Below are 23590 nucleotides of genomic sequence, written 5' to 3' on the forward strand. Positions count from 1 at the left end.
TTATAAGCAGGGACAATAACACTAATTAAAGGATTATTAAACGACATTTTTTAATGAGATGATTAAATCAAAGATTACTTGAGGAATTGATTCGATTTCAGTTCCCAGATTGAGATAATAACAAGGTAATTTTTCAGCAGTTTTAGTCATAATTTTACAAGCTTCTTGTCCTGTTCCTGGTAATTGTTTAACTGTACTAGGAACAAGAGATGATATTGCAGTAATCACCGAAGTTTTTGTTAAAGTTGTCTCTTGTTTTCCTGTAATTCTAGGAATTAAAATTGCTTTGAGAGGAAAATGTTTGATAATCTTGTATGGGAAATGTTCATTCAGAAAATAAAGAGCTTTTTCTTCTCCTAATTTTTCATAATTGCTAATGATTGGCTTCAAAAAAGGTAAGCGATCTACATCATCAGGCTTTTTCTTCCCTGTAGCATAAATACTAAAAGCTGTAGGCTTAGGTTCAGAAGTTATTAAACTATAATCATCACTCAGATACAATAACTCAGAATCAAGACAAGATAACGCTGTAGTAGACTTTCCCGAACCACCTTTTCCTACTAATAAAACACCACCGCTAGGAACTCCTACAGCACCTGCATGAACCATCTGAATACCTCTTTTTCCTAACCAAAGATGGAGAATTGTTCGCAGAGGCGATCCGGTTTCCCAATAGGGTACTAATTCAGAATTATTAACCCAATAAATTCCTAAATTACGTTCATAATCTAATAAGCTTAAAGCATTAGCACCCCATTGAAAAGATGTGTGAATACGATCGCTATTTAATCCCCAAACTTCTCCTCGTTTTTGTAGATGCTGTCCTTGCCAGGGAGGAGGTGGCATAATAGTATTAGTAGAGGTGCTATCCCAAATACAAATTGTTAAGTCAGGATTAGCGATCGCTTGTATTTCTAAGTGTGCTAATGCAGTAGTTAAACGAGAGATTAAAGCTTCTCCTGCAAAACACAAACGAACTGTTAACCCAGAAATTTCATAATAAAGAGTGATTTTACCTCCAACATTAATTTCTGCTTGTTGGTATAAATCATAGACTTCATTGAAAAATTCTAAAGGATATTTATGAGGTAACAATTCACTAGGAATATTTGGTTTTTGAGTCACTTTTTGAAGATTTTTATGCAAAGTGAATAACTAAATTTTTTTGATGCTTAAATAAGGGTATTTACTTTAGCATTCGGCCAACCCATTTCATCAACTTCATGGATTGGATCTAGAGCTAATAGCTCTTCCATATCTGTGTATTTTGATAGGATAGGAGGTTCAAAAGGGAGTTTTTGTTTATTATCTGTTGTGGCTTTTACTTCCTCTCTATTTTGATTTTATCCTTCATTTATTGGAGCTACAATAATAATTTCTTCTTCTCTTAGTTGGGTGATTAGAGAGTTGACTGCTGTCTCTATTGTTTTGCGATCGCCTTCATATCTTTCTGTCATTTCGGCAATTATTTCTGTTGTTGAATTACCTTTTTCTATTGCTGACCAAATGTCTGCCCCTGTATTCAATAAACTATAATAGTCTCCTTTATCTAGGTTGACGATGACTACTTCACCTTCAATTGTTTCTTGAACTACTTTCGGGCTGTTTATTTGAAATTTTTCTGATTTTTCCATCTTAAAATTTTAATTGCCAAATCAAGTAGAATAAAGTAAAAAAAATACCTTGCATATATCAAATTTTGAGCTAACTTAAAGTTTGATACATAACGTACAAAATTTACTTTTTTTAACTTCACTCTTTTTTTATACTCTAGCATTTTCACCAACATTGTCAAGAGTTGACTACCGATATCTTTGAATAACCACAATAAAACCCACATTCTGAAATACAGAACTTAACAGAAAAAGTTACAGATAACCTATCTGTTTAATGTAGAATTAAGTAGGTTTTAATTAAGTAGAATTAAGTAGGTAGGCACGAAAAAATAAAACTATGTAAAGATAGGTAAATACGGAAAGTTTATCTATCAAGGCGATTTTTTTATGGGGGATCGTTTCAGGATTTTTCTCACTCGTGAGCAAGACCAAAAACTACTGAAGGTTAGAACTGAGGATGTACCACAGAAAGTCAAAGGCCGAGCAGAGATAATCAGGCTCAATGCCCATAGCTGGTATAATGCTGGAGCTATCTGCTGCAAAAGGAGAAATAGACCTGAGATATTTGGATGAATCAGGTTTTTGTATGTGGAGTGAGTCGAGTTACACCTATTACCAACGTGGAGAACAAAAATGCCTGGAACAGATAAAGCGCCGTGGTCGTAGATTAATTATTATTGGGCTGTTTCAGCCTTTAATCAGCTTTGTTGATGGCCTAGTTATTGGTGGTGTCAATTGTAAATCTTACATCCGGATGATGAAGCGAGAAGCTCAATAAACAGAAAAGTTAGATCGAACCTCCATATTCATCTGTTCGATGATTGGAATTATCTTGGAGAAATTGATTTGGTAAATAACCATTGCCAGCATAAATTTCTACTCCATCAAAACCTGCCTCTTTTGCGTTTTTCGCTCCCTGTCGAAACTGTTCGATAATCAGAGTTATTTCTTCTAGTTTGAGTTCTCTAGGAATAACGTGGGGGAATTGTCCATTGGGAAGATCCGCTAAATAATCAGCCGTAATAGAACTAGGAGCGATCGGAATGTCTACCTCTTCTAGCAAGTCTGGATGGGCAACTCGTCCAGCGTGCCAAAGTTGTAAAAATATTTTGCCACCTTTTTCATGTACAGTTTTTGTTATCTGTTTGTAATTGTTTGCATAATTTCAGGTGAAAAATTTAATTAGGGAAAGTGAGCAATTTCCAGATGATCGGGACTTACAGATTTTCAGTTTTTAACTAGCTATCAGCTATTAGCTATCAGCCTAAAAATTTGTGCATATAATTAGGTATCTGTTTGCGCAGCATTCCGGAACGGAAAAGCTTGGGTTAAATCCCTGACTTCTATAAGTCGCTTAATTTGAGGAGGGGTTTAAATCCCCTTCTAAGTAGTCCAGCTTATTTTCAGCAGTATAGCAAACCAGAGCATCCTCAAGATTTAGTTCACCATAATTGTTTGTATTTTAGCTATTCCACTGGTTATAAAATTTAGCGATTTAAGGGAGACAAAGAGGTGTGTGAAGTTAAAGTTAATGGATCGTTGGTAGCAAATAATTCAGAGGTTCTTCGGCAAGTTTGTTTAGATGGTGCTGGTTTGACTTTAATGCTAACCTGGTTAATTGGATAAGATATCCGTGGGGGTCTTCTCCAAGCTGTACTTAATGATTTTCAGTTCTATCCCCACATGGATATGGATACAGGTATTTACGCACTTTATCTACCGAATCGTCGTAATTCCTTGAGAATTAAAACTTTCATTGATTTCTTAATTCAACGCCTTGGTAACTCACCTCTATGGGAAACATTTTGAACCATACTTGGCAATTTTAAGAGAAAATCTAAAAATAAACGCCTATTAGCTGATTTTGATTTTCTTGTAGAAAATCTTCTCTAAAAGGCACATTTAGTGCTACTATAAATGATAAATTATATTTTCTAACACAGAACAATGAACAACAAAAATCTAGCAATAACTTTAGCTACAGTTGTTTTTCTAGCAGCCTGTGATGTTGGTAATAATAGTCATATTAAACTCAAAAATGATGGCTATAAAAATCATGCTTATCCTGACTATATAAATCGTAGAAAAGTAGGAACTAAAAATCACATTCCAACTAATAATAATACAAGTTATGTTGTCACTTATTGTCAAGAATTTATGGAATACGAAATGGGAATTCCTCGCCATAGTCGGTGGTCTTCAGTAGAAAATATAACTGAATCTACATCTGGTTGGCAATGGCAAGGTTGGGTAGAATTTGATGGGGAACGAAGCAATTTTATTTGCAATATTAATAACAATGAAGTAACAGCATATTTTCATAAAGAAACTTATCCTGATTATTTCCCTGATCGTTTTTATGAAGGTGGCGATCGCATTTATAACAGTAATATTAGTGTTGTAAATTCTTGTAAAGAATTTATGCAATATGAAATGGGAATTCCTAGTAATGGGCGGTGGTCTTCTAGTCAGAATGTGACTAAAACTGCTGAAGGTTGGCAGTGGCGAGGATGGGTAAATGTTTATGGAGAACGAAATAAGTTTGTATGTACTGTCGATCCTAATGGAGTTAGAGTCGCCACTAATTTTGAAGACTCTTATAATTATGAATATGAATATAACTATACCTACTAACTACTAACTAATAAGTATTATTCAATTTACTGAATAATTCAGGTTTAAAGCCTCTTCTTTAAAACCAGAAATAAAGAAAAAAAACCTTTTCGTCAATCCTATACTTTTTAAGGAGAGGTAATAATTAATAATTAATTGTTGAATGAGCAAACTAAAGCTTCAAATTTACTAAGGTAAAGATAAAATTGGTTGCTCTAGTGCAGGATAGCGGAAATAACTGGTTACAAAATCCTAAAACAATTACAAATCAATACTTTTGACTTTTAACTTTTGACTTTTAACTTCCGCGTAGCGGCTCTAGTATTGCTTCATTACTCTTTGCATAGTCCGTTTATCATCTCGTTGCTTAATAGTTTCACGCTTATCATAGAGCTTTTTACCCTGTGCCAAAGCAATATCAACTTTTACCCAACCGCGCTTAAAATACATCCTCAATGGTACTAAAGTTAATCCTTGTTGTTCTACCTTACCAATCAATTTACGAATTTCTTGTTTGTGTAGCAGTAGTCTCCTACTACGACGAGGTTCGTGATTGAAAAATTCTCCTGCTTTTTGATATGGAGAAATATGAACGTTTAGTAACCATGCTTCATTATTACGAATTAAGGCATAACCATCTCGTAAGTTAACCTTACCTTCCCGGATTGATTTTACCTCTGTTCCTTGTAATGCAACACCAGCTTCATAAGTTTCAATAATATGATAGTTAAATCTAGCTTGGCGATTATCACTAATTATTTTATATCCTTCACCACTTTTTTTATTCATAAAATATTCTAACTACACTTAATTTTTTATCTGTAATTTTTAATTATACTACGAAATTATCGGTTATGGCAACAGATGAATTAAAACATCACTATAAATAAAAAAATTTAATAATATACTTTTTGTATAAATGCCTTTGTTATCAATCGCTGAATCAACTATAAATAAATATTTTGGCGATAATTAAGCTATTTTAATTTAAATTGATACTATAGCTTTCCTAAATAGGTTTTGAACAAATGTTAGTTATCGCAGAAGGAAGAAGGAAAAATCTTGGGTTGTTTGAGTTTTAAGCTTTTAATCTGTCAGCGCCTTTTCCTTCGACTGCTATATCTAAATACTGAGATTTACTTCTCTTGATATCTACTTAATGTTCATTCTTCTATCTAGGATAGCTATTTTAAATAAATAGAAAAAATCAAAAGTTGGTAGTCCTGCATGGTAATGGTGAGGATATATATTTTTTAATTTCTCCAACACTCCCGGTGCTTCCTTTACCATTACTATGCATCACCACCCAAAAGTTTTAGGTATGGCGGTCAGCTTTTTTCATCTACCAGCTACCACCTACTACCTAAAACCTTCTTAACTCTGAAAATTATCCTGGTATTTCTAACAGCGATCGCTCTAAAACAATCATTTCAGAATTAATCACTGAACTACGAGCTATAACTCTACCTTTAGAGTTCATAACTTGTAACTTATTAAAGTCTAAATCTTGTGCTTCTTGAAACATTTGCTTAACTAATTTATCTTGTTCTTCCTCAGTTTTGTCATACCAATCATTATTCAGTTCAACAATTAATAAACTACTGGGAAAATTAATTCTTAAAGATTCAATAATTCCAGCACCATATTCATTAGTAAGGTCATCAATTTGATTTTGAATTGACACAATTAAAATTTGCTCTGGTGTCAACTTTGGAGGTGAAGCTATAATTGGTTCCACAGATTCAGGAGCTTCATCAAATGAATCTTCAGATACTTCTGGATCTACTGTAAGAGGTAGAGACTCTTCCGGGGCGATCGCTTCTATTTCTTCAGCTATAGGAATATCCGTCGGGGCGATCGCTTCTTCTATTTCTTCAGCTATAGGAATATCTGCCACCTCAGTAACAGGTTGATCAGGGGAAAAAGAAACAAAAATAATCACCAGAATCAGGACAAAAATACCAGCGATCGCCCCTGTCAATAACCCATCAGAAAGCTTTTGACTTAGGGACGCTGGTAATAAGGAACGAACTAATCCTAAAACCTGTTGTCCAAGACTAGGTTGGGCCACTACTGATTTTTTCTCAGTAGTAGATTGTTGTTCAGGTGGACTTTGCGGTGTCACGGAAGGAGTTTCTGTTGACTCTTGATAGACTGCTTCAGTTTCAGGTTGTTCTAAATTTGGTTGCTGTGGTTGGTCTTCTGACATTTACTTTATACCTTTTGGACTAAACAAATCGATGGATAAAACGATAAATTAATAAAAGACAAATTAGTATTCTGGACTATAGTCCTTTTTCTACTTAATTTATTTTCTCAAACGATGAGTATTAAAGGTCGTCAATTTTTATTTTTAAGTAGTCTCAGCAGCATTAGTGTTGTTGGTATATGCAGCAAAATAGTAAAAATTATTAAATTTTTTAGTCCTGCTAATGCAGTGACATTAAACAATTCTTCCTCTGTTCAAACAAACCCTATTTTCAGATTTGTTGCTGTCGCTGATACTGGTGCAGGAGGCAAAGATCAATTTGCTGTAGCTGAAGCTATGAGGAGTTATTTTTTACAATATCCTTTTGACTTTGTAATTCTTGGTGGCGATAATATTTATGAAGATGGAGAAATTGAAAAAATAGAAGATGTTTTTGAGAAACCATATAAATTTTTATTAGAAAAAGAAGTTAAATTTTATGCCTGTCTGGGCAACCACGATATTCGTACTGAAAATGGAGACTTGGAACTCAAATATCCAGGTTTTAATATGGCAGGAAGATACTATACTTTTCAGTATCACCCAATTCAATTTTTTGCCTTAGATACTAATATTAATGCTGACTGGGAAACCGAATTAAAATGGTTAGAAAAAGAATTGAGTAACAGTGAAGCACCTTGGAAAATAGTCTTTGGTCATCATCAAATTTATTCTTCTGGAATGTATGGGTTAAATGAAGATTTTATTCAAACTTTAACTCCTCTATTTAAAAAATATGGGGTTCAGCTTTATATTAATGGGCATGAACATGATTATGAAAGAACTAGCTCAATTAATGGTACTACTTATTTAATTTGTGGTGCGGGTGGCAAACAACGTCTTGTAGGGAAATCAGAGTGGACTGAATATTCTACAAGTGATTTTAGTTTTGCTGCTTTTGATGTTTATGAAGACCACATCATTGTTAGAGGAATTGATGTAAATAATCGTGTTTTTGACGAAGGTATAATTAACCTGAGTTGAAGGAAATTTTATACTAGAAGGAATAGGAGTCAGGAGTCAGTCCTCAGGAGTCAGGAGGGAAGAAAGAGGAATAGAAGGAGAAAGTTTTTTGGTCGTGTAAACGGAATGGAGTTCTATCACGCTCTTATCTGGACATGATATCATACCTCAAATTACCAACGCCCTATTTTACTTTGAACTATAAAGCGATTGATTGATTACTGAAAAGAGAAAAGCTTTAAAAGTGCAAACTTGCCAGTGATATTTGGGTTTTTAGGTATTCAGCAACCGCCTGTAATTTGAAAATATTTTCAAATGATGAAAAAATTACATATCACCCCGTAATGATGCAACGCCTTTTTATCATTAGACATCTGGTGAAAATTCAAAATCAAATCAATTATTATCCATAAATTATCAATTACTCCCCTCCTGGGAGGGGGAGGGGCGAGGGGTGGGTTCCCTGTTCCCTGTTGCCTCTTTTCTGGAGATGTCTACTAATTTAAGACGGACATGATATAAATATTTATCCCCCAATTTTTTACTATTCAACCTTCATTTGGAGGCATTTCCTTATTTGTAAATCGCTGAATTATAATTTGTATAGCTAAGGCGATTAAACCTAAAGTAACCATCGCACACATACAAGTAGCGAAAGCAATAACTCCCACCACTAAAGCACGCACAGCAGTCGAAATATTCACCACAAAAACATTATCTGAAATAATAGGTTTATTAGCAAATGTCTCAGAAATAGATTTCATTAACATATAGGCAAGTGTGGCTAATCCACCAGCAATTATCGCACTAGCCAAACATTGTAAAGGATTGACATTTGAAGTAGATTTTTCTTGAGATTTAGGAGTTAAATTTGTCATATATTTTGAATAGTTGAAGTCAGAATAAAAATTGTTTGTAACTATAATAGAGAACATGGAATAGGAAATAGTTGGAAAAACATTGCCTAGCCTAATATCGATGGTCAGTATAAATCCTAACAGGTCTGGCTATTGCTATATTAGAATTATGGGAAAAATGAAAATTAAATATAGCAGTTTATAACTTGGCAAAATAAAATACAGATTTCTAGAGTTTTCAACAACAACAAACAGAGAATAATAGTTATTAATTATTGCCAATTCAAAGTATTATATGTTCCTTCTACCTTCTACGTCCTGCCCTCTTCCCTCTTCAATGGGCAATAGTAATGCCACTAGAGTTAAACTGTGCTATCCAGAATTCTAGACCGGGGTCAGCCATTTTTGCTTTTACTGTGGCCTCAACTTCCTGTGCTTGAGCAAGAGATTCTGTCAAAGCAAATATAGTAGGTCCAGACCCCGACATCATAGCTCCTAAAACATTTTGGGAGGCAAAAGCTTCTCTTAATTTTAATAATTGCGGATATTCTGGTAAAGCCACCTTTTCTAAATCGTTGTGCAATAGTTTACCAATTTCTATATTGTCTTGGTGAGCGATCGCTGAAACCATTGGTCCAGAATGTACTCTTTGTATACTATTTTCCCGAGCTTCAGTATCATCAATATAAGTATGACCGAATTCTTGACGATAAGTGCGATAACTCCAGGGTGTAGAAATAGAGAGATTCTTGTATTTAGCCAAAACCACATAAAGTTGGTCTAAATTTGGTAGTGGGGAGAGAACTTCGCCACGTCCAGTTGCCAATGCTGTACCGCCACTAATACAAAAAGGAACATCTGAACCCAACTGTGCCCCCAACTCTTGCAACTCTCCCTGAGTTAAACCAAGTTCCCACATTAAATCTAATCCCACTAATACTGCTGCTGCATCTGTGGAACCTCCTGCTAACCCTGCTGCTACAGGAATCTGCTTATTGATAGTAATTTCAACGCCACCGTACCTGGCAAATACATCTGGAAATTGTTTACCGAGCAAGGAAGCTGCTCGGTAAGCAATATTGTCAGCATCAGCAGGAACCAGAGGATGTTCGCATCGAACCACAATAGTTTCAATTCCAATGGCACGAATATCTATTCTGTCTGCAAGACTAATGCTTTGCAAAACCATTGCTAATTCGTGATAACCATCTGGGCGATCGCCTATAATTTCCAGATACAGATTGATTTTAGCAGGAGCAATTAATGAATAGGAGCGCATTTTAGCTAGTTTAGTATTAGATATTTTAACTCGAAGGAAGTAAAGGAAAAGGTTAATTTTTTGACCAAAATCATCTCTAGCTACTTCCAAGTGGCAAGAATTTATATTCCTAAGGTTCTTACTTTACTTTAATTATTATAATTTATAAGTTTATTGATTAAATATCAATAGACATTTCCTCCAAAAGAGGGAGTAGGGAGTAGGGGGAAATAATTGATAATTATTGATAATTCATGTGCGATAGTTGATTTTATTTTTCTTTTTTACGATCGCCAGATGTCTAATAGTTTATAAAAAAGTGCTAATGATAGTTATTCTGCCTGATTAAAAGCTGCAAAAAATTTACCCAGCTAGCATCTCTAAAACTGGATATATTCCCCGGTCATAACTATCTTGATTTCGCTTAATAAACCATAATCAAAATCTTCTTATCCCTTGTTTCTACTCCCTATCCCAATATCTATGAGACATGATACTAATCAGATTTTTTCAGTTTAGATGGTGAAATAGGTAGATCGTTTAGTGGAGGATAATCAGGAGAATCTCCCACTAATTCAGCTAATGCTTCTGACATGGCTTTCGGGTCCATAAATAGAACCTTAGAATTAGCACTTTCACTTAATTTCTGATTAGTTTCTAAATATCTTTGAGCAATCAGAAATTGCATAAATTCTGGACTATCTGGGCGCAAATTTAAAATTTTGGAAAGAACCTCTATAGACTCTGCTTGTCCTTGAGCTTTAGCAATAGCAGCTCTTTTTTCTCCCTCTGCTTGTTCAAGCATAGCTTTTTTCTCACTTAAAGCTACCCTTTCCGACTCCATTGCTGCTTGCACTTTTTCAGGAAAAATAATATTTTGAACCTCGACACGAATCACTTTGACACCCCAACTAGAAGTAGCTTCATCCAATTTCTTCAACAAAGCTTTATCAATTTCATCTTTTGTAGATAAAACTTCTTGAAGTGGCAAGCGACCAATTTCAGAACGCAGAGAAGTTAAAACTATATTATCAATAGCATTTTCTACGTCTTCAATTGCATAATACGCTCTCTCGATTTCTATAATCTGCCAGTAGACTACTGCATCTACCTGCAATGTCAAATTATCATTAGTAATGACTGACTGAGGGTCAATATCCAAGACCCTTTCGCGGATGGTATCAACATGAGCTATTTTTTCTACTAGAGGTAGAACAAACTGAAGTCCAGGCTTCAAAGTGCGCTTATACTTACCCAAGCGTTCTACTAAAGCCTCATCTCCTTCATCAATAACTTTTACAGATGAATTAACTGTATAACCAATGATTGCAGTTGCTATAAGAGCCACAAGATATTGAAGCATAAGATGTTAGAAATTAGGTTAATTATTTTGATACTAGCATTATCAATTAAAAAGTAGTCAAGTCAAAAGTTAACAATTTTCTTTTTGGCTGTTGAGATTGGGACTTAAACGAAAAATTTTAGCCCCAATCAAATCTAAACCCTCGAAGCTATTGTTTAACAAATAAGTAGAAAATCTAAAATTATTAATAATTGTCCCAATAATCACAGTTTTTGATTTTTACTTAAATTAGTTAGTTAATAATCTGAAATTTTATTCTTGAGGAGTATATATGGTAAATGCTGCAGAACAGGCCAAAAATTTTCAAGTAGCTAGTAAAATTGCTTCAGTAGTAAATTTATTTAAGTCCCAGTTTGCAGATGTTAAGGTCGATCTCAAGCCCTGGATGAACGATCCAGATACTTTGGAGTTAGTTGACCCAGATTCTATAGATATTGGTTTTCATTTGCCTGGTAGAAGTAGGTCTCTGGAAAGTCGTTGTTTATTGGTGCAAATTCGTTTATATCAAGATCCTATTGAAGCTTATTCTCGTGTAATTGGAGTGGAAGTTGCTGGTTACGATCATCGCGGAGAACAATGGAAATTATCAACGGTGGGTGGCTGGCATTTTGTGGGAAATACCCAACCCACAACAGAATCTGCTGCCAAACTGAAATATTTCTGTCGGCAGATTTTTGAGCTATTCAATAATGATGATTTGGCTGCTTAATTGGGATTAGCCAAAACCTTTTGGTTCTCGATCTTGGAAGATTTTACCAAAAAAATGGGTTTAAAGCCCCGCCCTTCTAGGGCGACTTTTTAGCTTTTTTTTTCAATAGATATGTTATCATGCTGTTAGTTTAGATAGGAATTATGAAAGCTAGATTTAAGTATCGTATATATCCAACACCGGGACAAAGATACCAAATAGCAAAGCTATTTGGTTCTGTCCGTGTTGTTTAGAATGATATCCTAGCTTATTGTCAAGAAAAGTATAGATCGGGAGCAAAGAAACCCACTAATTCTGAACTACAAAAACAGTTTATTACTCAGGCTAAGAAGACTGAATGTAGAGGGTGGCTCTCAGAAGTTTCCAGCATACCATTGCAGCAATCTTTGAATGATTTAAACCAAGCTTATCAAAACTTTTTTAAATCAACAAAAGGCCAGAGAAAAGGTAAACCTGTTAAGCCTCCTAAATTCAAAAGCAGGAAATCAAAACAAACTGCAAGATTTACAAAAGGAGGGTTGAAAATTGGTCAACATCAAGTTTATTTAGCTAAGATTGGAAAGCTGAAAATTGTTTGGTCAAGAGAGTTGCGTGCTGCTCCATCATCAGTAACAATTATCAAGGACTCAGCTAATAGAGTTGTCGCTTTATAACTGAAAAAAATCCCAAAAACCTTGTTTTGTAAGGATTGTAGCTATTGGAAATTAAAAATGCTTGGAATTATTGCTCTGTCTAGGTTAGAGTGATTTTTTCCCTTTATTTAGCGACAACTCTAATAGATATTTCTTAAGTTTTGTAGTAGAAATTATACCAGAAACCTTGGCTCATACTGATAATTCAGTAGGTATAGATTTAGGCATTTCTACCTTTGCAACCTTGAGTAATGGTACAAAGATTGATGCACCAAAACCACTCAAAAAACAATTAAGAAGTAGCCTGTTTCAGAGGAGCTGTGCTAACGAAAGTTAAGCAAGTCATTATCTAATAAAACTCAAGGGTCTAAAAGGTATGAAAAAGCACGGGTTAGAGTAGCTAAGTTCCATGGTAAACTGCAAAGATACAAGAACTAATTTTTTGCATAAATTATCTACTAAAATAATTCGTGACAACCAAACAGTTGTTTTAGAAGATTTGTTTGCAAAGCATTCCGAAGGAAACCTTTCTGGCATGGTAAAAAAGCGGTGCGACTCCGCAATGACGCCAGTCGCAAGGGAACACGCACCAAGAGACCGCAAATTATCCAGAGCTATATCCGATTTAGGTTGGTGACAATTTAGAACTTTCTTAGAAGGAAAAGCTGAGAAATACGCTCGTGATTTTAGAGTCATTAGCAGGTGGGAACCTACAAGTCAAGTTTGCTCAAATTGTGGCTTTAAAGGTGGCAAGTTAGACCTTCAGATGCGAGAATGGGAATGCCTTAACTGTGGCGCAAAACACCATAGAGACTAGAATGCAGCAATAAATATATTAGTCGCGGGCGGGCAGTCCGAGACAAAAAACGGACCTGGAGGCAAGCGTAACCTACCCCCATCCCTTCCTAGGAGGGGAGTAATAGGGGTGGGTGCAGCACCCAATGTTAGCGGAGTTTTGCGCCAGCAAAACGTCAACCCACCGAATAACTAAGACTCGGTAGGAATCTCCGTGCCTGCCTCTTGCCTCCTGCGGAGGAGCTGCGCTAACAAAGGAGTATTCCGATCGGAATGCTGCGCAAACGCTAACAGGCCGGAGAGGATGTCAAGGATAACTTGAACTTCTGGCTTTCTTGTATCCATAAACGCCCTCCCCCTGCCTGACTTTTGTTAGGTTTGTGGGGATGATATACAATTTTGCAATATCCTAATATTTCACCTTCTTGAAAACTAGACATTAGCATGGTTTGTCTCGGAATGTTAACAATGTTTGCTATGGCTTTGACTTTTTCTCAAGTTTTGAAAACTGATAACTACTTTTTTCCTATCATCATTATAAAAGTTTTTCTGCTTAATACTTGTTCTTTTAATAAATAGTAATTGGTGGTAGATTTGGCTGAGGATTAGCAACTCTTCTCAATAATTCTTGTCTAGCTTGTTGAGGATTTTGACCATTAGGAACTTGATATAATAATCTACAAGAACCATCTTGAGGATTAGCAGCACAAATCATTGGCTGTCCATTTTTAGAAATACTGACAGTGATACTTCGATATCCGTTTCTTTGTTGAGTAGATAAAATTCCAGATACTCTAGTACATCTAGTCAGAGCATCTTCTCCTGATTCGGTAAAATAATTATTAGAATTCCAGAGAATAATCGGAATATTTTTGCCTTGTTTAGTGGCTATTGTTGCTGGAGTTGCCCCGATTTTCCCACAGAAAAAATTAGTAGTTTGAGCTTCAGCAGAACGATGATTTATAGGAATATTTAACAATCCAATTACTGTGGCAGCAACAATAGAAGTTAATGATAAAATTTTCATTGATTATAATCTACATAGATAACAATACTAATATTCTATAAATTTATATATAGTTCTTGACTGTCAGTAATGGCATTTAAGCAAATTTTTTTTTAGTATACTTGGGAAATTATGGAAGCTTTGATTATCAGTGATTCTTGTGTAGTTATAATTTCTAATTAATAAATTACTTGCTTTGCTTATATTCCTTATTCAATTTATTATCTGCCTTAACTTCGGTTCAATAAAACCTTCCCAATAATAGCAGTCAATCAACCAGATATAATGTAGAATAATCAACTTATTGGGAGTGGGTTAAAAAATAGTGACTCAGTGTCAAACTAAAAACTTAGTCAAGATATTTTTGGAAAAATTCTATAGTGCGACTTTGGGCAAGATTAGTAGCTTCTAAGTTATAGTCTTTTCCTTCTATCCGAGCAAAGCCGTGATTAATATTTGGATAAGAATGTATTGTTACTAAAGGATAATTACTCAATTCAATTTTTAGTTGAGACTGAATTTCTGGAGAAACATATTCATCTTTTTCAGCAAGATGAAGTATTAATGGATTTTGAATATTAGCAGCTTCATCAAGATTTTTTTCAATGCCAACTCCATAATAACTAACGTTACATTTTGCTTGGGAACGAGTAGCCATTAAATAAGCGAGTTTTCCTCCTAAACAAAAACCTACACTGCCAATTTTGCCAGTACATTCTGGTAATTCTTTGAGAGTTTTCATTGTAGAAATTAAATCATCAATTCCTTTATTTTCATCAAAATGTTGGTAAAGTTCAAATGCTTTTTGCCAGTCATTCTCAGATTTATCGGTAAGTTCAATATCTGCTTCTTGACGCCAAAATAAATCAGGGACTATTGCCACATAACCTGCTTGAGCATATTCATCAGCTATATTACGCATTACTTCATTAACTCCAAAAATTTCTTGGATAATTATTAATCCAGGAGCAGGTGTAGAAGTAGGTGTTTTTAAGTAAGCGGAAAAAGTCTCGCCGTTATTACTGGGAATTTTAATTTTCATCTTGGTTAATTGATTTGATATTGCCGTTATATTTATAGATTACTTTAACATTATTCAGTCAATTCAGTTAGCTTCCTGCCGGAGGAACTGTGGGCTTCAATTAGTCTCTTGACAGAGGAGCTACCCTAGCTTCTTATCTCAAGGGTAATAAATGTTTGCTACATTTTTGCACTGCTGAGGAGTAGGGTAGTAGGGATGCTGCATGCAACGTCCGAGAGCGAGAAATAAACATAAGAATAATTAACAATAACTGGCTAATAATTATCAAAAAAGTAATTGATTATTTGTTAATTACTTAATAATTGAAGTGTCACTTGTAACTTAAGTATAGCATTCTTTTTTCACACTTGGTATTACAAAGGAATTACGTTATCAGGACTTCCTACAATATGGAGACGAGAAGATGCATAATTTAAAAAAGGGAGGCTTGAGACATGATTTTTTTTGTCTAAAAATAAGGAATGGTCTCAAAATAGCATTTAATAAATAATTTTGATATAGCAATTCCCAAGAGGTGTGAGGGACAAAATTTGTTTGTTTTATGGAGCATCGGATCTGCGAACAGGGAAAAGAATAGAATAGAAATAAAGATAAGTGTATACCTCATTAGTCTGAGAAACACTATAAAAATATTATTAATACTCTCGGTAATTGTTGATATTAAGAGTGAGTTAACAACTGGGAATTTTTATATTTCTTTAAATCAGGTTCAAGTTAATATAATCAAGCTAATTACTCGAATAGTTATACTTAAAATTTAATTTAACTAAATTTTGCTTGAATACAACATTTCCATGAAAAATAACAAAGAGAAAAGTAGTTTTTTCAATATAAAATTTTTGTGTACTTTATTCTCTATTACCTTTTATTCAAAAATATATTTACAATCCAAATGTAAATGCTATATATCTGAGAAATATCAAAGAGTAATATCTATTTCTTAGTTGAGATTTTTGATTCAAGAAAAAATTGAACTTATTTAAGCTATGATTACTAAATTATTGAGTTAAATTGGAGAAAATTTATCCATAATAAAATCAGAAAGATATTTAAGAGTGGACTTCAAAAAAAAATACTTGACAAAAATTATAAGTTTTGTTAAAAAAATGTTAAAAATTAACATACTTTAAGAGGATTTTAGATTGTGAAAGTAGCGATTGTTGGTTTTGGATTTAATGCAGAGAAAGCCCATGTACCAGTATATAGAGATCGTTCTGATATTCATCTCACAGCAGTAGTAGATCCAGTAACATCTAGGCGTGCAGCAGCGCTTCGACAATATGCAGATATCCGAGTTTATGAACAATTCAACGATTTATTAGAAGAATATTCTAGTGAAATAGACATAATAGATATTTGTTTACCTAATGCTTTTCATGTAGAAAGTATTAAACAAGCATTAGCAGCAGATAAGCACGTCTTATGTGAAAAACCATTAGTATTGAATAAAGCTGAATACTATGAATTAGTCAATATAGCAAACGAACGAAAACGTATTTTATATCCATGTCATAATTATAAATTTGCTCCTTCAATCGTTCACGCTGCCTACTTAATTAATTCAGGTGAAATAGGGATACCTTTATTTGCATCATTTAATATATTTGGTGTAGGTTTTCAACCAGGTGTACGGGGAAAAGATAAAGAACTATCTGGTGGTGGTATTATGATAGACCATGGTTTAGATGCAATTTCTGTTGCTCAAACTTTATTTGGTGGTTTCCCTCAACGTATATCTGCACATACTAGAAGTTTCAATGAAACAAATAGTCAACTTGAAGATGTAGCTGTTTTTTGCTTAGATTGGGAGAACAAATTAATCAATATTAGTGTCAGTTCTTTAGGGTCTATTCCAAAAGCTTATTACAGAATTCAGGGGACAGAAGGAGAAATTAGCATTGAAAATAATGATGTGTTTTTAAGTGTTAAAGATAAACCTGTTCAGCATATTTTTGTGCCTACATATTTTGACGATCCTGGTCATACTAATTGGTTTAATGGATTGATTGAGAATTTCCTAGATTGTGCTAATAATCCAAATACTGAACCATTCTCTTTGATGGAAGCTGGTTTAGTTCTAGAGATAGCTGAAAAAGCTAGTCATTCTAGTAATAATGGAGGTAGTTGGATGGGAATAGAATTTACTACTAAGTCATTACAAATGGTTGGTTAATTTATGACTAGGTATGGTTGATTAATTTATGACTAGGTTCTGAAACTAGGTCTAAAATTTAAGAAGGTGGTAGGTGGTAGGTTTTAGGTAGTAGATATTTTGCAATCTACAACTTATTACCTTCTAATTAACTTGGCAAAAAAAAATAGGTAAAAAGCTTCTTTTTGGTTATACTAAGGGCTGTAGTCCTACAAGAGGATGAAGATTAAAATATTTCTGATTTCAAGCTACTGAAAGATGGCGGTAGTTACTGTTAATACAGTTCCGACTCAGAAGGCTAATTTTTCACTTAAATGAAACCTTCAGAGCTTAGAGATGATCAAATTCCTAATTTTTTTTAGAACAAATTTATAAGCCTAGTTCTAGCCACTTTTTTAAATCTAGCATAAACAGAACTTACGCATGGACACTAAATCCAGTGAGGGCGAATGCCATTTGCGCTCCGCAAAGCTCCGAATTGCGCCCCTACATATGGCGTTTTCAAGGTCAAGCATGCGTAAGTCCTGATAAATATGATATGGCAATCCTAAATTATTCGTAATAATTTGACTATTCTCAAATCCGGTGTTCTATCAGGGTCTACAATATTTCACAACTTAAATAAGTTTCCTATATCGTTAGAGGTAAATTCGGTAGGACAAATTTTTGCTATTTATAACTTATATAGTTTTAGCTAAAAATTTATTGTTAATTAGTTGATATTGGTGCATTTTATAGTACTTAATTATGACTATTTATAGCAGAAAAAAGAAAGAAGAAGGAAGAAGGAAGAAGGCGATTAATTATCTAGGAGATAAGGAAAAATCTGGCCTTGTCTGAGTCTTAAGCTTTTGATATATCCGTGCCCTTTCCTTCGACTACTATATCAATTTAAATCAACTAAATATCAATCCTAAAATAATTTATTAGTTTTGCTATAAAAGAAAATATATTAATACCAAATTCATTTCTAAGTTGCATAGAATAATATATTAATCATAATTGAATGTAGATCTAGATAGACAAGTTAATAAATTTCATAATTCTGTGCCACCTCACATAAAATTTGTATAAGACAACGCTACCTACGACCTAACACCTAATTATGTGTAGCCTCATATAAAATTGGTATAAGAGTTTAGCAATAGGAAATTTTAAAGTCCAAACTATATAACTATGTTATCCAAAAAATTTCCGAAGTCTCACCGTTCACTTTTACTATTACTGAGTGAACGAATTATGGCATTACTAATTCTTGCTAATGTCATGTTAGTAATATTTGATATTACCTATATAAAAATCCGTCATTGGTACTTAAAAATAGATTTATACCTACAAACAATCACTGATACTCCTCAAAAAAAATATCTCCAAAAAGTAGATAATCTACAAGAGGAGTTAGAAAAGAATGGTTTAGAGTCACCAAAAGTAGAAAATTTATTAGACGATTTACGCATTAGTAGCTTTGAAATATTCATTAATCGTCCTCCATTTAAAGTCATTGATACTCATGGAAGTTTAGCAAAAATTAGGCAAATATTCACTACTCACACCAGAATAGAAAGTTTTTCACAAGCAGTACAGATGTTTTGGGATGAAAATTACTTAGAAACACAAGGTTGGCAAGGTCAGTTAGAATTTTTCAACCAAAAAATTCGTCCTTTAATATTATTGTATGAGCCAAAATTACAGTATGATTTAATTAAAGGAATAGAGCCATTCCGAGATTCACAAAATTATCTAATTGCAGTGAATGAACTAAAGATATTACTCGAAAAAAAAGGTCTAGAAGGAGAAGAAATAGAATCTTTACTACAAGAATTACGCAGTAGTAGTACGGAATTAATTGATAGAGATTATGATTTCCAGATAGTTAATCAGATTTTAGTTTTAACTCAAATAAAATACCGGATGAAGCAACATATTTATAGCCAGATTCCAGATAGTAATGTGAGTTTAACTCCTACTCTTCAAATTTTACATTCATTAAACCTGCTCCAATATTTAGCACCAGAAATTTTGTTGGCAGATAAATCATCAAAAATAGCGTTTAATACTTTCTGGAGTAGTCAATATCTAGAAAGATATCAATGGGAACAAGAGTTAGATTTTTTTTCAGAAAATATTCAATTTTTAATGCTCTCTTTTTACTTTCGTGATTTGGGTAAGGATGGGGAATTTGTAGATAGATTTTGGTTAGTAGATTTACCTTGGATGATTATATTTTGGATAGAGTTTATTGGGCGGACTTTACTAATTAGTAGTCGTTCTAATTTAAGTTTGTGGGGTACTGTTAAAAAGCGTTGGTATGATGTTTTTTTATTACAACCTTGGCTACCTTCACTGCGAATAATTACTGTATTTATTCGTTTACAGAAAGTTAAATTGCCAGACATGAAACAGTTCTACACAAATATTCGATTCAAACTTATTGGTAGTTTTGCTCAGGAAATAATTCAAGTTGTGGTAGGTGGGAGTATTAATCAGCTTCAGAATAATATTGGTAAAGGTTCTCTAAAAAAAGCTATATTTGAATCAAAAAATAAATCAGAGAAAGTTGATGTAGATAAAAATGACTATGGAAACATTCAGGAAATTATTAACAATATACTTGAAGTAACTGCTTGTAGAGTTCTTCCAGAAATTTCTCCAGATATTGAAGATTTTTTACGCTATCAAGTTGAAAAGTCTATGCAGCAGTTATCTATATATAGACGTTTACAAAAAATACCTTTTTTACGTCGTTTACCGGATAAAATTGCTAATAATTTAGTGATACAAATATCAAGTACAATTGCTACAAGTCCACAAAAAGTTTATCAAACACAACCAGATGCGGTAAGTATCAAACTTAGACAACAGTTAGTCAGACAGTTTACAACTAAGTTTCTATCAGAATTGCAAGAAAAACAAACTTTTGAAGAAATAGAAGTTTTAATGATTAATTGGCTTGAGGAAATTAAAAATAGTTACGTTAAACCATCAAATCAAACTAATTTACAACCTGCGGAAACAAATATTCCGAAAATTATACCTACAGAAGTAATTGAGTTAAAAGCTGGATATGAGAGTAAAAATGATGATTAATCGATCAGGATTTACTCATAACCAACATATATAGTTAACGGCCGTTACCCTATACAAATGGTGTATAATTTTACCTTTTGCGTAACTCCTGTTGATAAATTAGGGTAGGTTGAGTTAAGTAACGTTAGTGCAACTTATCCACAGGATAAACCCAACACTATAATCCCTAAAATTATGCCCAAAAAAACAAAAGTTATAATTAATAGAGAATTAAAATACAAAAGCTATGAATTAAATTTAGCTGGAGGTGTAAATAGTGGATCTTCTGAGAAAGATTGAATTAGGCGCGGGGTTAGTTACAATACTAACTGCATTTGTAGGTATACCTCTCTTTTTTGGTGGAATACGTGCAGATGTTAAAAACCTTAAAGAGCAAGTCAAAGACTTAAAACCTGAGAAAATAAGAGAAGAAAAGGATAAAGCTCTAAAAGATTTTGAGAAAGAAACAGAAAAAGTAATGGAGGAAGCTAAAGGGAAAATTGCCTCTCTGGGATCTATTGAAAATGTTAGAGTAATTGTTACAAAGTCTGATGCTGATAAATTTTGCTCATCTGTACCTGGAGCATTAGCTGCTCATGTACCACCTTCGTATCTTGGTAAGACTGGAAAAGAGATTTGTGCTGCTAATAATAGAGAACAGAAAAGTTGTTCTCAAGTGCCCTTTGTTTGGGTATCAAATAATAATAGGTACGACAACCGCATACATCATAATAAGGGTTGTAGTGAACCTGTGGAATATGCCTGGCCATGGGGCAAACCGTATTCAAATCCGAATACATATGGTGGTGAATGGCATCATGGAAGTACTTGGGTTGTGTGCTGTTCTAAGTAAAGGCATTTAGAGCAGAAGTAATACCAATTACCATAAATTTTGCGATATTTAGATTTTCTATTTCTAAATATTATTTGTTCGAGCAAATTCTTGATATTTGGTAACTTCAGTTATGAAGGAAAGTTATTTTTGCCAGAAATATTTAGGATAGGTGGTGCGTTACATTTCATTAGCGCACCCTACTGGACTATCAATTATCCATTATCAATTATCCATTATTAATCATGTCACTGGAATTGCTGAAACGACAATTTAATGTCAAAGAATACAATGAAATGCCTCAAGTTGGTATCCTCAAAGAAAATGAGCGCTTAGAGTTAATTCGAGGAGAAATTTTCCAAATGTCCCCAGTAGGTCGTCACCATTCCGCTTGTGTAAATCGTTTAACTCAACTATTTTCTCAAAAGTTAGGCGATCGCGTTTTAGTAAGCGTTCAAAACCCAGTTGAATTAGATGATTATTCCGAACCACAACCGGATATAGCTTTATTGGCACCGAAGGCAGATTTTTATGAATCTGGACATCCTAAGCCTGCGGACATATTCCTCATAGTGGAAGTTGCAGATACTACTATTAAATTAGACCGGGAAGTCAAAATTCCTCTCTATGGGGAAGATAATATTATTGAGGTTTGGTTGGTAGATATTAACGAACAATGTGTGGAGGTATATAGAAAACCTATTGCCAGTGGTTATGAACAAGTGCAAAAATTACAGCGGGGTCAAAGTTTATCTGTTCAAAGGTTTCCAAGTATTAATATTCAAGTGGATGAAATATTAGGATGAAATTTGGCTATTTCCTGATTTGATGGTGGCAAGCATAAAGATAGCAAATGGTTCTATATTTTATTGATTTGGGTTAAGCGAAAGCGCAACCCAAGCTACAGTTTTATAAATAATTATTTTCAAAATAATATTACTCCTTTGACACTTTTTCTGCTTCTACTATATTTAACGAATTAATATGACTATTCATTTGAGTTAAATATTTCTCCAGCAACAAATAATCTCTAGATTTAAGTAAAGGGTCATTTTTATTAGTAACAACTTCTTCTAAAGGCAAAACCCGAAAGTTTAATTTTCCATTTTTTCGATAACGATGTACCCATGTCGGTAAAGCTTCTACATCAGAAATTTCAATAGTTTCTTCTGGAAAACTTTTCTGAATATTAACCTGAAAAATTACTCCCAAATCAGTATATTTTCTAGTTTGATTGGAAATAAAGTTTCCCATAGAATAAATCGCAACAGCTTGACGAGTCTCTCCATTTTTTTCAGTAATTTTAAAAGTTTTATAAGGTTGAACTACATGAGGATGACTACCCAAAATAATATCAGCTCCTCCATTAACCAAACTTTCCACTAATTGTTTTTGTTTAGTATTAGGTAGACGTTGATATTCCGCACCAAAATGTAGAGAAACTGTAACAATATCTGCTCCTTTTTCTCTTGCTCTAGTAATATCTTGAATAATTTTTTGTTCGTCAATTAAATTTACCAGGTAATCTTTGCCTTTAGGAATAGGGATGCCATTAGTTCCGTAAGTTTAAGCTAAGAAAGCCATCAAAATCTCATTTTTTTCTACTATTAAAATCTGTTGAGATTCTGCTAAAGATGCTGCTGTACCTACTGGATAAAGGTCGCGATCGCGTAAATTTTCTAGAGTTTTCAACAGACCTTTTTCTCGTCTATCTAATGAATGATTATTAGCAGTAGTTAAAATATTAAAACCTGCCCATTTAATAGCATCAGCTAATGTTGCCGGAGCATTAAATAAAGGATATCCTGTATATCCAGATTCAGGTCCTGCTAATGTTGTTTCTAGATTACCAATTACCCAATCACCAGCAGATAAAATATCTTTTACTTCTGTGAAAAAAGCTTGATAAGAATAAGTTTTAGTTTGAGAATTATAACCAGATTTGATTTGCATACCGTGCATCATAATATCTCCAACTGCCATTAATTTTGCCTCGGTAATATAGGGAGTTGGTTCAGGCGATCTAGGTGACTCTACAGGTAAAGTTTCTGGTAGTTTTTCTGTTTTAGATTCGAGGGATATATTACAACTAGAAATAAATAGTATTCCACTCAGAAAAATAAACCTAATTAACTTCTTATGCTCAAAATTCCTGAATTTATCGATCCAAATAATCATTTTTAATTTACTCAAGTTATTGGAATTGTATGTAAGCATTCAGCAGTCAGCAGTCAGCTATCAGCTATTAACTGATTATCTTAGAAGTCGTCGCGGGGTAGCACCGCTTTGTCAAAGGGACATTTTCTGCAAAATATTTTTATTGCACTTATTATTCGTAACATTCTTTTTTCAAATTGGTATCACTAACTCCGAAGCTGCTTTCAACAATTAATAATTAATAATTACCGAATAATTAATAATTAATAATTAAATAATTC

22 protein-coding genes and 3 pseudogenes are annotated in these 23590 nt (G+C 33.7%); 13 read left to right on the forward strand and 12 right to left on the reverse strand.

Features of this window, described 5'->3' with window-relative positions:
* Positions 1-36 precede the first annotated feature (36 nt).
* Together F6K06_RS14495 and F6K06_RS14500 are read right to left on the reverse strand one after the other, a co-directional pair.
* Positions 37-1125: a serine kinase gene (locus F6K06_RS14495; RefSeq protein WP_287241780.1), complete on the reverse strand. Its 1089-nt coding sequence runs from the start codon at positions 1123-1125 to the stop codon at positions 37-39.
* A 218-nt stretch (positions 1126-1343) separates the two neighbouring features.
* Positions 1344-1634, reverse strand: coding sequence for a PqqD family protein (locus F6K06_RS14500; RefSeq protein WP_287241782.1), 291 nt, complete (start codon positions 1632-1634; stop codon positions 1344-1346).
* 484 nt (positions 1635-2118) lie between these two features.
* Between F6K06_RS14500 and F6K06_RS14505 the strand changes: the two genes are divergently transcribed.
* Positions 2119-2394 (forward strand): hypothetical protein, encoded by a 276-nt coding sequence (locus F6K06_RS14505; protein WP_287241784.1) that lies wholly within the window; start codon positions 2119-2121, stop codon positions 2392-2394.
* A 9-nt stretch (positions 2395-2403) separates the two neighbouring features.
* On the opposite strand, the pseudogene F6K06_RS14510 reads toward F6K06_RS14505, so the two are convergent.
* Positions 2404-2760 (reverse strand): annotated as a pseudogene (locus F6K06_RS14510) (alkene reductase); the annotation flags it as partial.
* Between the two features lie 803 nt (positions 2761-3563).
* On the opposite strand from F6K06_RS14510, the gene F6K06_RS14515 reads away from it, so the two are divergent.
* Positions 3564-4250 carry a hypothetical protein gene (locus F6K06_RS14515; protein ID WP_287241786.1) on the forward strand — a complete coding sequence of 229 codons (687 nt, stop codon included), beginning with the start codon at positions 3564-3566 and terminating at the stop codon, positions 4248-4250.
* 297 nt (positions 4251-4547) lie between these two features.
* Here the strand turns inward: F6K06_RS14515 and smpB are convergent, their stop codons facing one another.
* Positions 4548-5018, reverse strand: a complete 471-nt coding sequence (gene smpB, locus F6K06_RS14520) for an SsrA-binding protein SmpB (RefSeq protein ID WP_287241787.1) — start codon at positions 5016-5018, stop codon at positions 4548-4550.
* Between the two features lie 598 nt (positions 5019-5616).
* Positions 5617-6438, reverse strand: a complete 822-nt coding sequence (locus F6K06_RS14525) for a hypothetical protein (protein ID WP_287241790.1) — start codon at positions 6436-6438, stop codon at positions 5617-5619.
* 114 nt (positions 6439-6552) lie between these two features.
* Here F6K06_RS14525 and F6K06_RS14530 point away from each other — a divergent pair, with 114 nt between their 5' ends.
* Positions 6553-7461, forward strand: coding sequence for a metallophosphoesterase (locus F6K06_RS14530; RefSeq protein WP_287241792.1), 909 nt, complete (start codon positions 6553-6555; stop codon positions 7459-7461).
* Positions 7462-7857: 396 nt separating this feature from the next.
* On the opposite strand, the gene F6K06_RS14535 is transcribed toward F6K06_RS14530, so the two are convergent.
* The 4 genes from F6K06_RS14535 to F6K06_RS14550 form a co-directional block, all read right to left on the reverse strand.
* Positions 7858-7992, reverse strand: coding sequence for a hypothetical protein (locus F6K06_RS14535; protein WP_287288466.1), 135 nt, complete (start codon positions 7990-7992; stop codon positions 7858-7860).
* Positions 7989-8318 carry a DUF3082 domain-containing protein gene (locus F6K06_RS14540; RefSeq protein ID WP_124145336.1) on the reverse strand — a complete coding sequence of 110 codons (330 nt, stop codon included), beginning with the start codon at positions 8316-8318 and terminating at the stop codon, positions 7989-7991. Before F6K06_RS14540 ends, F6K06_RS14535 begins: the two co-directional genes overlap by 4 nt.
* 313 nt (positions 8319-8631) lie before the next feature.
* On the reverse strand, positions 8632-9576 hold the full coding sequence (ispE, locus tag F6K06_RS14545; RefSeq protein WP_124145362.1) for a 4-(cytidine 5'-diphospho)-2-C-methyl-D-erythritol kinase: 945 nt from the start codon (positions 9574-9576) through the stop codon (positions 8632-8634).
* Between the two features lie 475 nt (positions 9577-10051).
* Complete coding sequence (locus tag F6K06_RS14550) at positions 10052-10918, reverse strand: SPFH domain-containing protein (RefSeq protein WP_124145337.1); 867 nt, start codon at positions 10916-10918, stop codon at positions 10052-10054.
* A gap of 271 nt (positions 10919-11189) precedes the next feature.
* On the opposite strand from F6K06_RS14550, the gene F6K06_RS14555 reads away from it, so the two are divergent.
* From F6K06_RS14555 to F6K06_RS14580, 6 genes and pseudogenes are all read left to right on the forward strand, one after another.
* Positions 11190-11627: a hypothetical protein gene (locus F6K06_RS14555; RefSeq protein ID WP_124145338.1), complete on the forward strand. Its 438-nt coding sequence runs from the start codon at positions 11190-11192 to the stop codon at positions 11625-11627.
* A 143-nt stretch (positions 11628-11770) separates the two neighbouring features.
* The gene (locus F6K06_RS14560; RefSeq protein WP_240038976.1) at positions 11771-11860 is read left to right on the forward strand and encodes a helix-turn-helix domain-containing protein; all 90 of its coding nucleotides are present in this window, start codon (positions 11771-11773) and stop codon (positions 11858-11860) included.
* A gap of 153 nt (positions 11861-12013) precedes the next feature.
* The gene (locus tag F6K06_RS14565) at positions 12014-12280 is read left to right on the forward strand and encodes a hypothetical protein (RefSeq protein WP_240038977.1); all 267 of its coding nucleotides are present in this window, start codon (positions 12014-12016) and stop codon (positions 12278-12280) included.
* A gap of 151 nt (positions 12281-12431) precedes the next feature.
* Positions 12432-12596 (forward strand): transposase, encoded by a 165-nt coding sequence (locus tag F6K06_RS14570; RefSeq protein WP_275670385.1) that lies wholly within the window; start codon positions 12432-12434, stop codon positions 12594-12596.
* A 72-nt stretch (positions 12597-12668) separates the two neighbouring features.
* Entirely contained in the window at positions 12669-12896 is a 228-nt protein-coding gene (locus tag F6K06_RS14575) for a transposase (protein WP_240038979.1), read from the forward strand.
* Positions 12897-12908: 12 nt separating this feature from the next.
* Positions 12909-13076, forward strand: a pseudogene (locus F6K06_RS14580) (zinc ribbon domain-containing protein); the annotation flags it as partial.
* Between the two features lie 546 nt (positions 13077-13622).
* On the opposite strand, the gene F6K06_RS14585 reads toward F6K06_RS14580, so the two are convergent.
* Both F6K06_RS14585 and F6K06_RS14590 read right to left on the reverse strand, forming a co-directional pair.
* Positions 13623-14081 carry a COP23 domain-containing protein gene (locus tag F6K06_RS14585; RefSeq protein ID WP_124145339.1) on the reverse strand — a complete coding sequence of 153 codons (459 nt, stop codon included), beginning with the start codon at positions 14079-14081 and terminating at the stop codon, positions 13623-13625.
* A 328-nt stretch (positions 14082-14409) separates the two neighbouring features.
* Positions 14410-15102, reverse strand: a complete 693-nt coding sequence (locus F6K06_RS14590; protein WP_124145340.1) for a dienelactone hydrolase family protein — start codon at positions 15100-15102, stop codon at positions 14410-14412.
* A gap of 1144 nt (positions 15103-16246) precedes the next feature.
* On the opposite strand from F6K06_RS14590, the gene F6K06_RS14595 reads away from it, so the two are divergent.
* From F6K06_RS14595 to F6K06_RS14610, 4 genes are all read left to right on the forward strand, one after another.
* Positions 16247-17275, forward strand: a complete 1029-nt coding sequence (locus F6K06_RS14595; RefSeq protein ID WP_124145341.1) for a Gfo/Idh/MocA family protein — start codon at positions 16247-16249, stop codon at positions 17273-17275.
* 1155 nt (positions 17276-18430) lie between these two features.
* Positions 18431-20341: a hypothetical protein gene (locus F6K06_RS14600; protein WP_124154740.1), complete on the forward strand. Its 1911-nt coding sequence runs from the start codon at positions 18431-18433 to the stop codon at positions 20339-20341.
* A gap of 256 nt (positions 20342-20597) precedes the next feature.
* Positions 20598-21173, forward strand: coding sequence for a hypothetical protein (locus F6K06_RS14605; protein ID WP_124145343.1), 576 nt, complete (start codon positions 20598-20600; stop codon positions 21171-21173).
* Positions 21174-21397: 224 nt separating this feature from the next.
* Complete coding sequence (locus F6K06_RS14610; RefSeq protein WP_124145344.1) at positions 21398-21958, forward strand: Uma2 family endonuclease; 561 nt, start codon at positions 21398-21400, stop codon at positions 21956-21958.
* A gap of 130 nt (positions 21959-22088) precedes the next feature.
* On the opposite strand, the pseudogene F6K06_RS14615 reads toward F6K06_RS14610, so the two are convergent.
* Positions 22089-23369: pseudogene (locus F6K06_RS14615) on the reverse strand (CapA family protein).
* Between the last annotated feature and the right edge of the window lie 221 nt (positions 23370-23590).

Origin of the sequence: Okeania sp. SIO1H4, assembly GCF_010672695.1 — a bacterium.
GTDB lineage: Bacteria > Cyanobacteriota > Cyanobacteriia > Cyanobacteriales > Microcoleaceae > Okeania > Okeania hirsuta.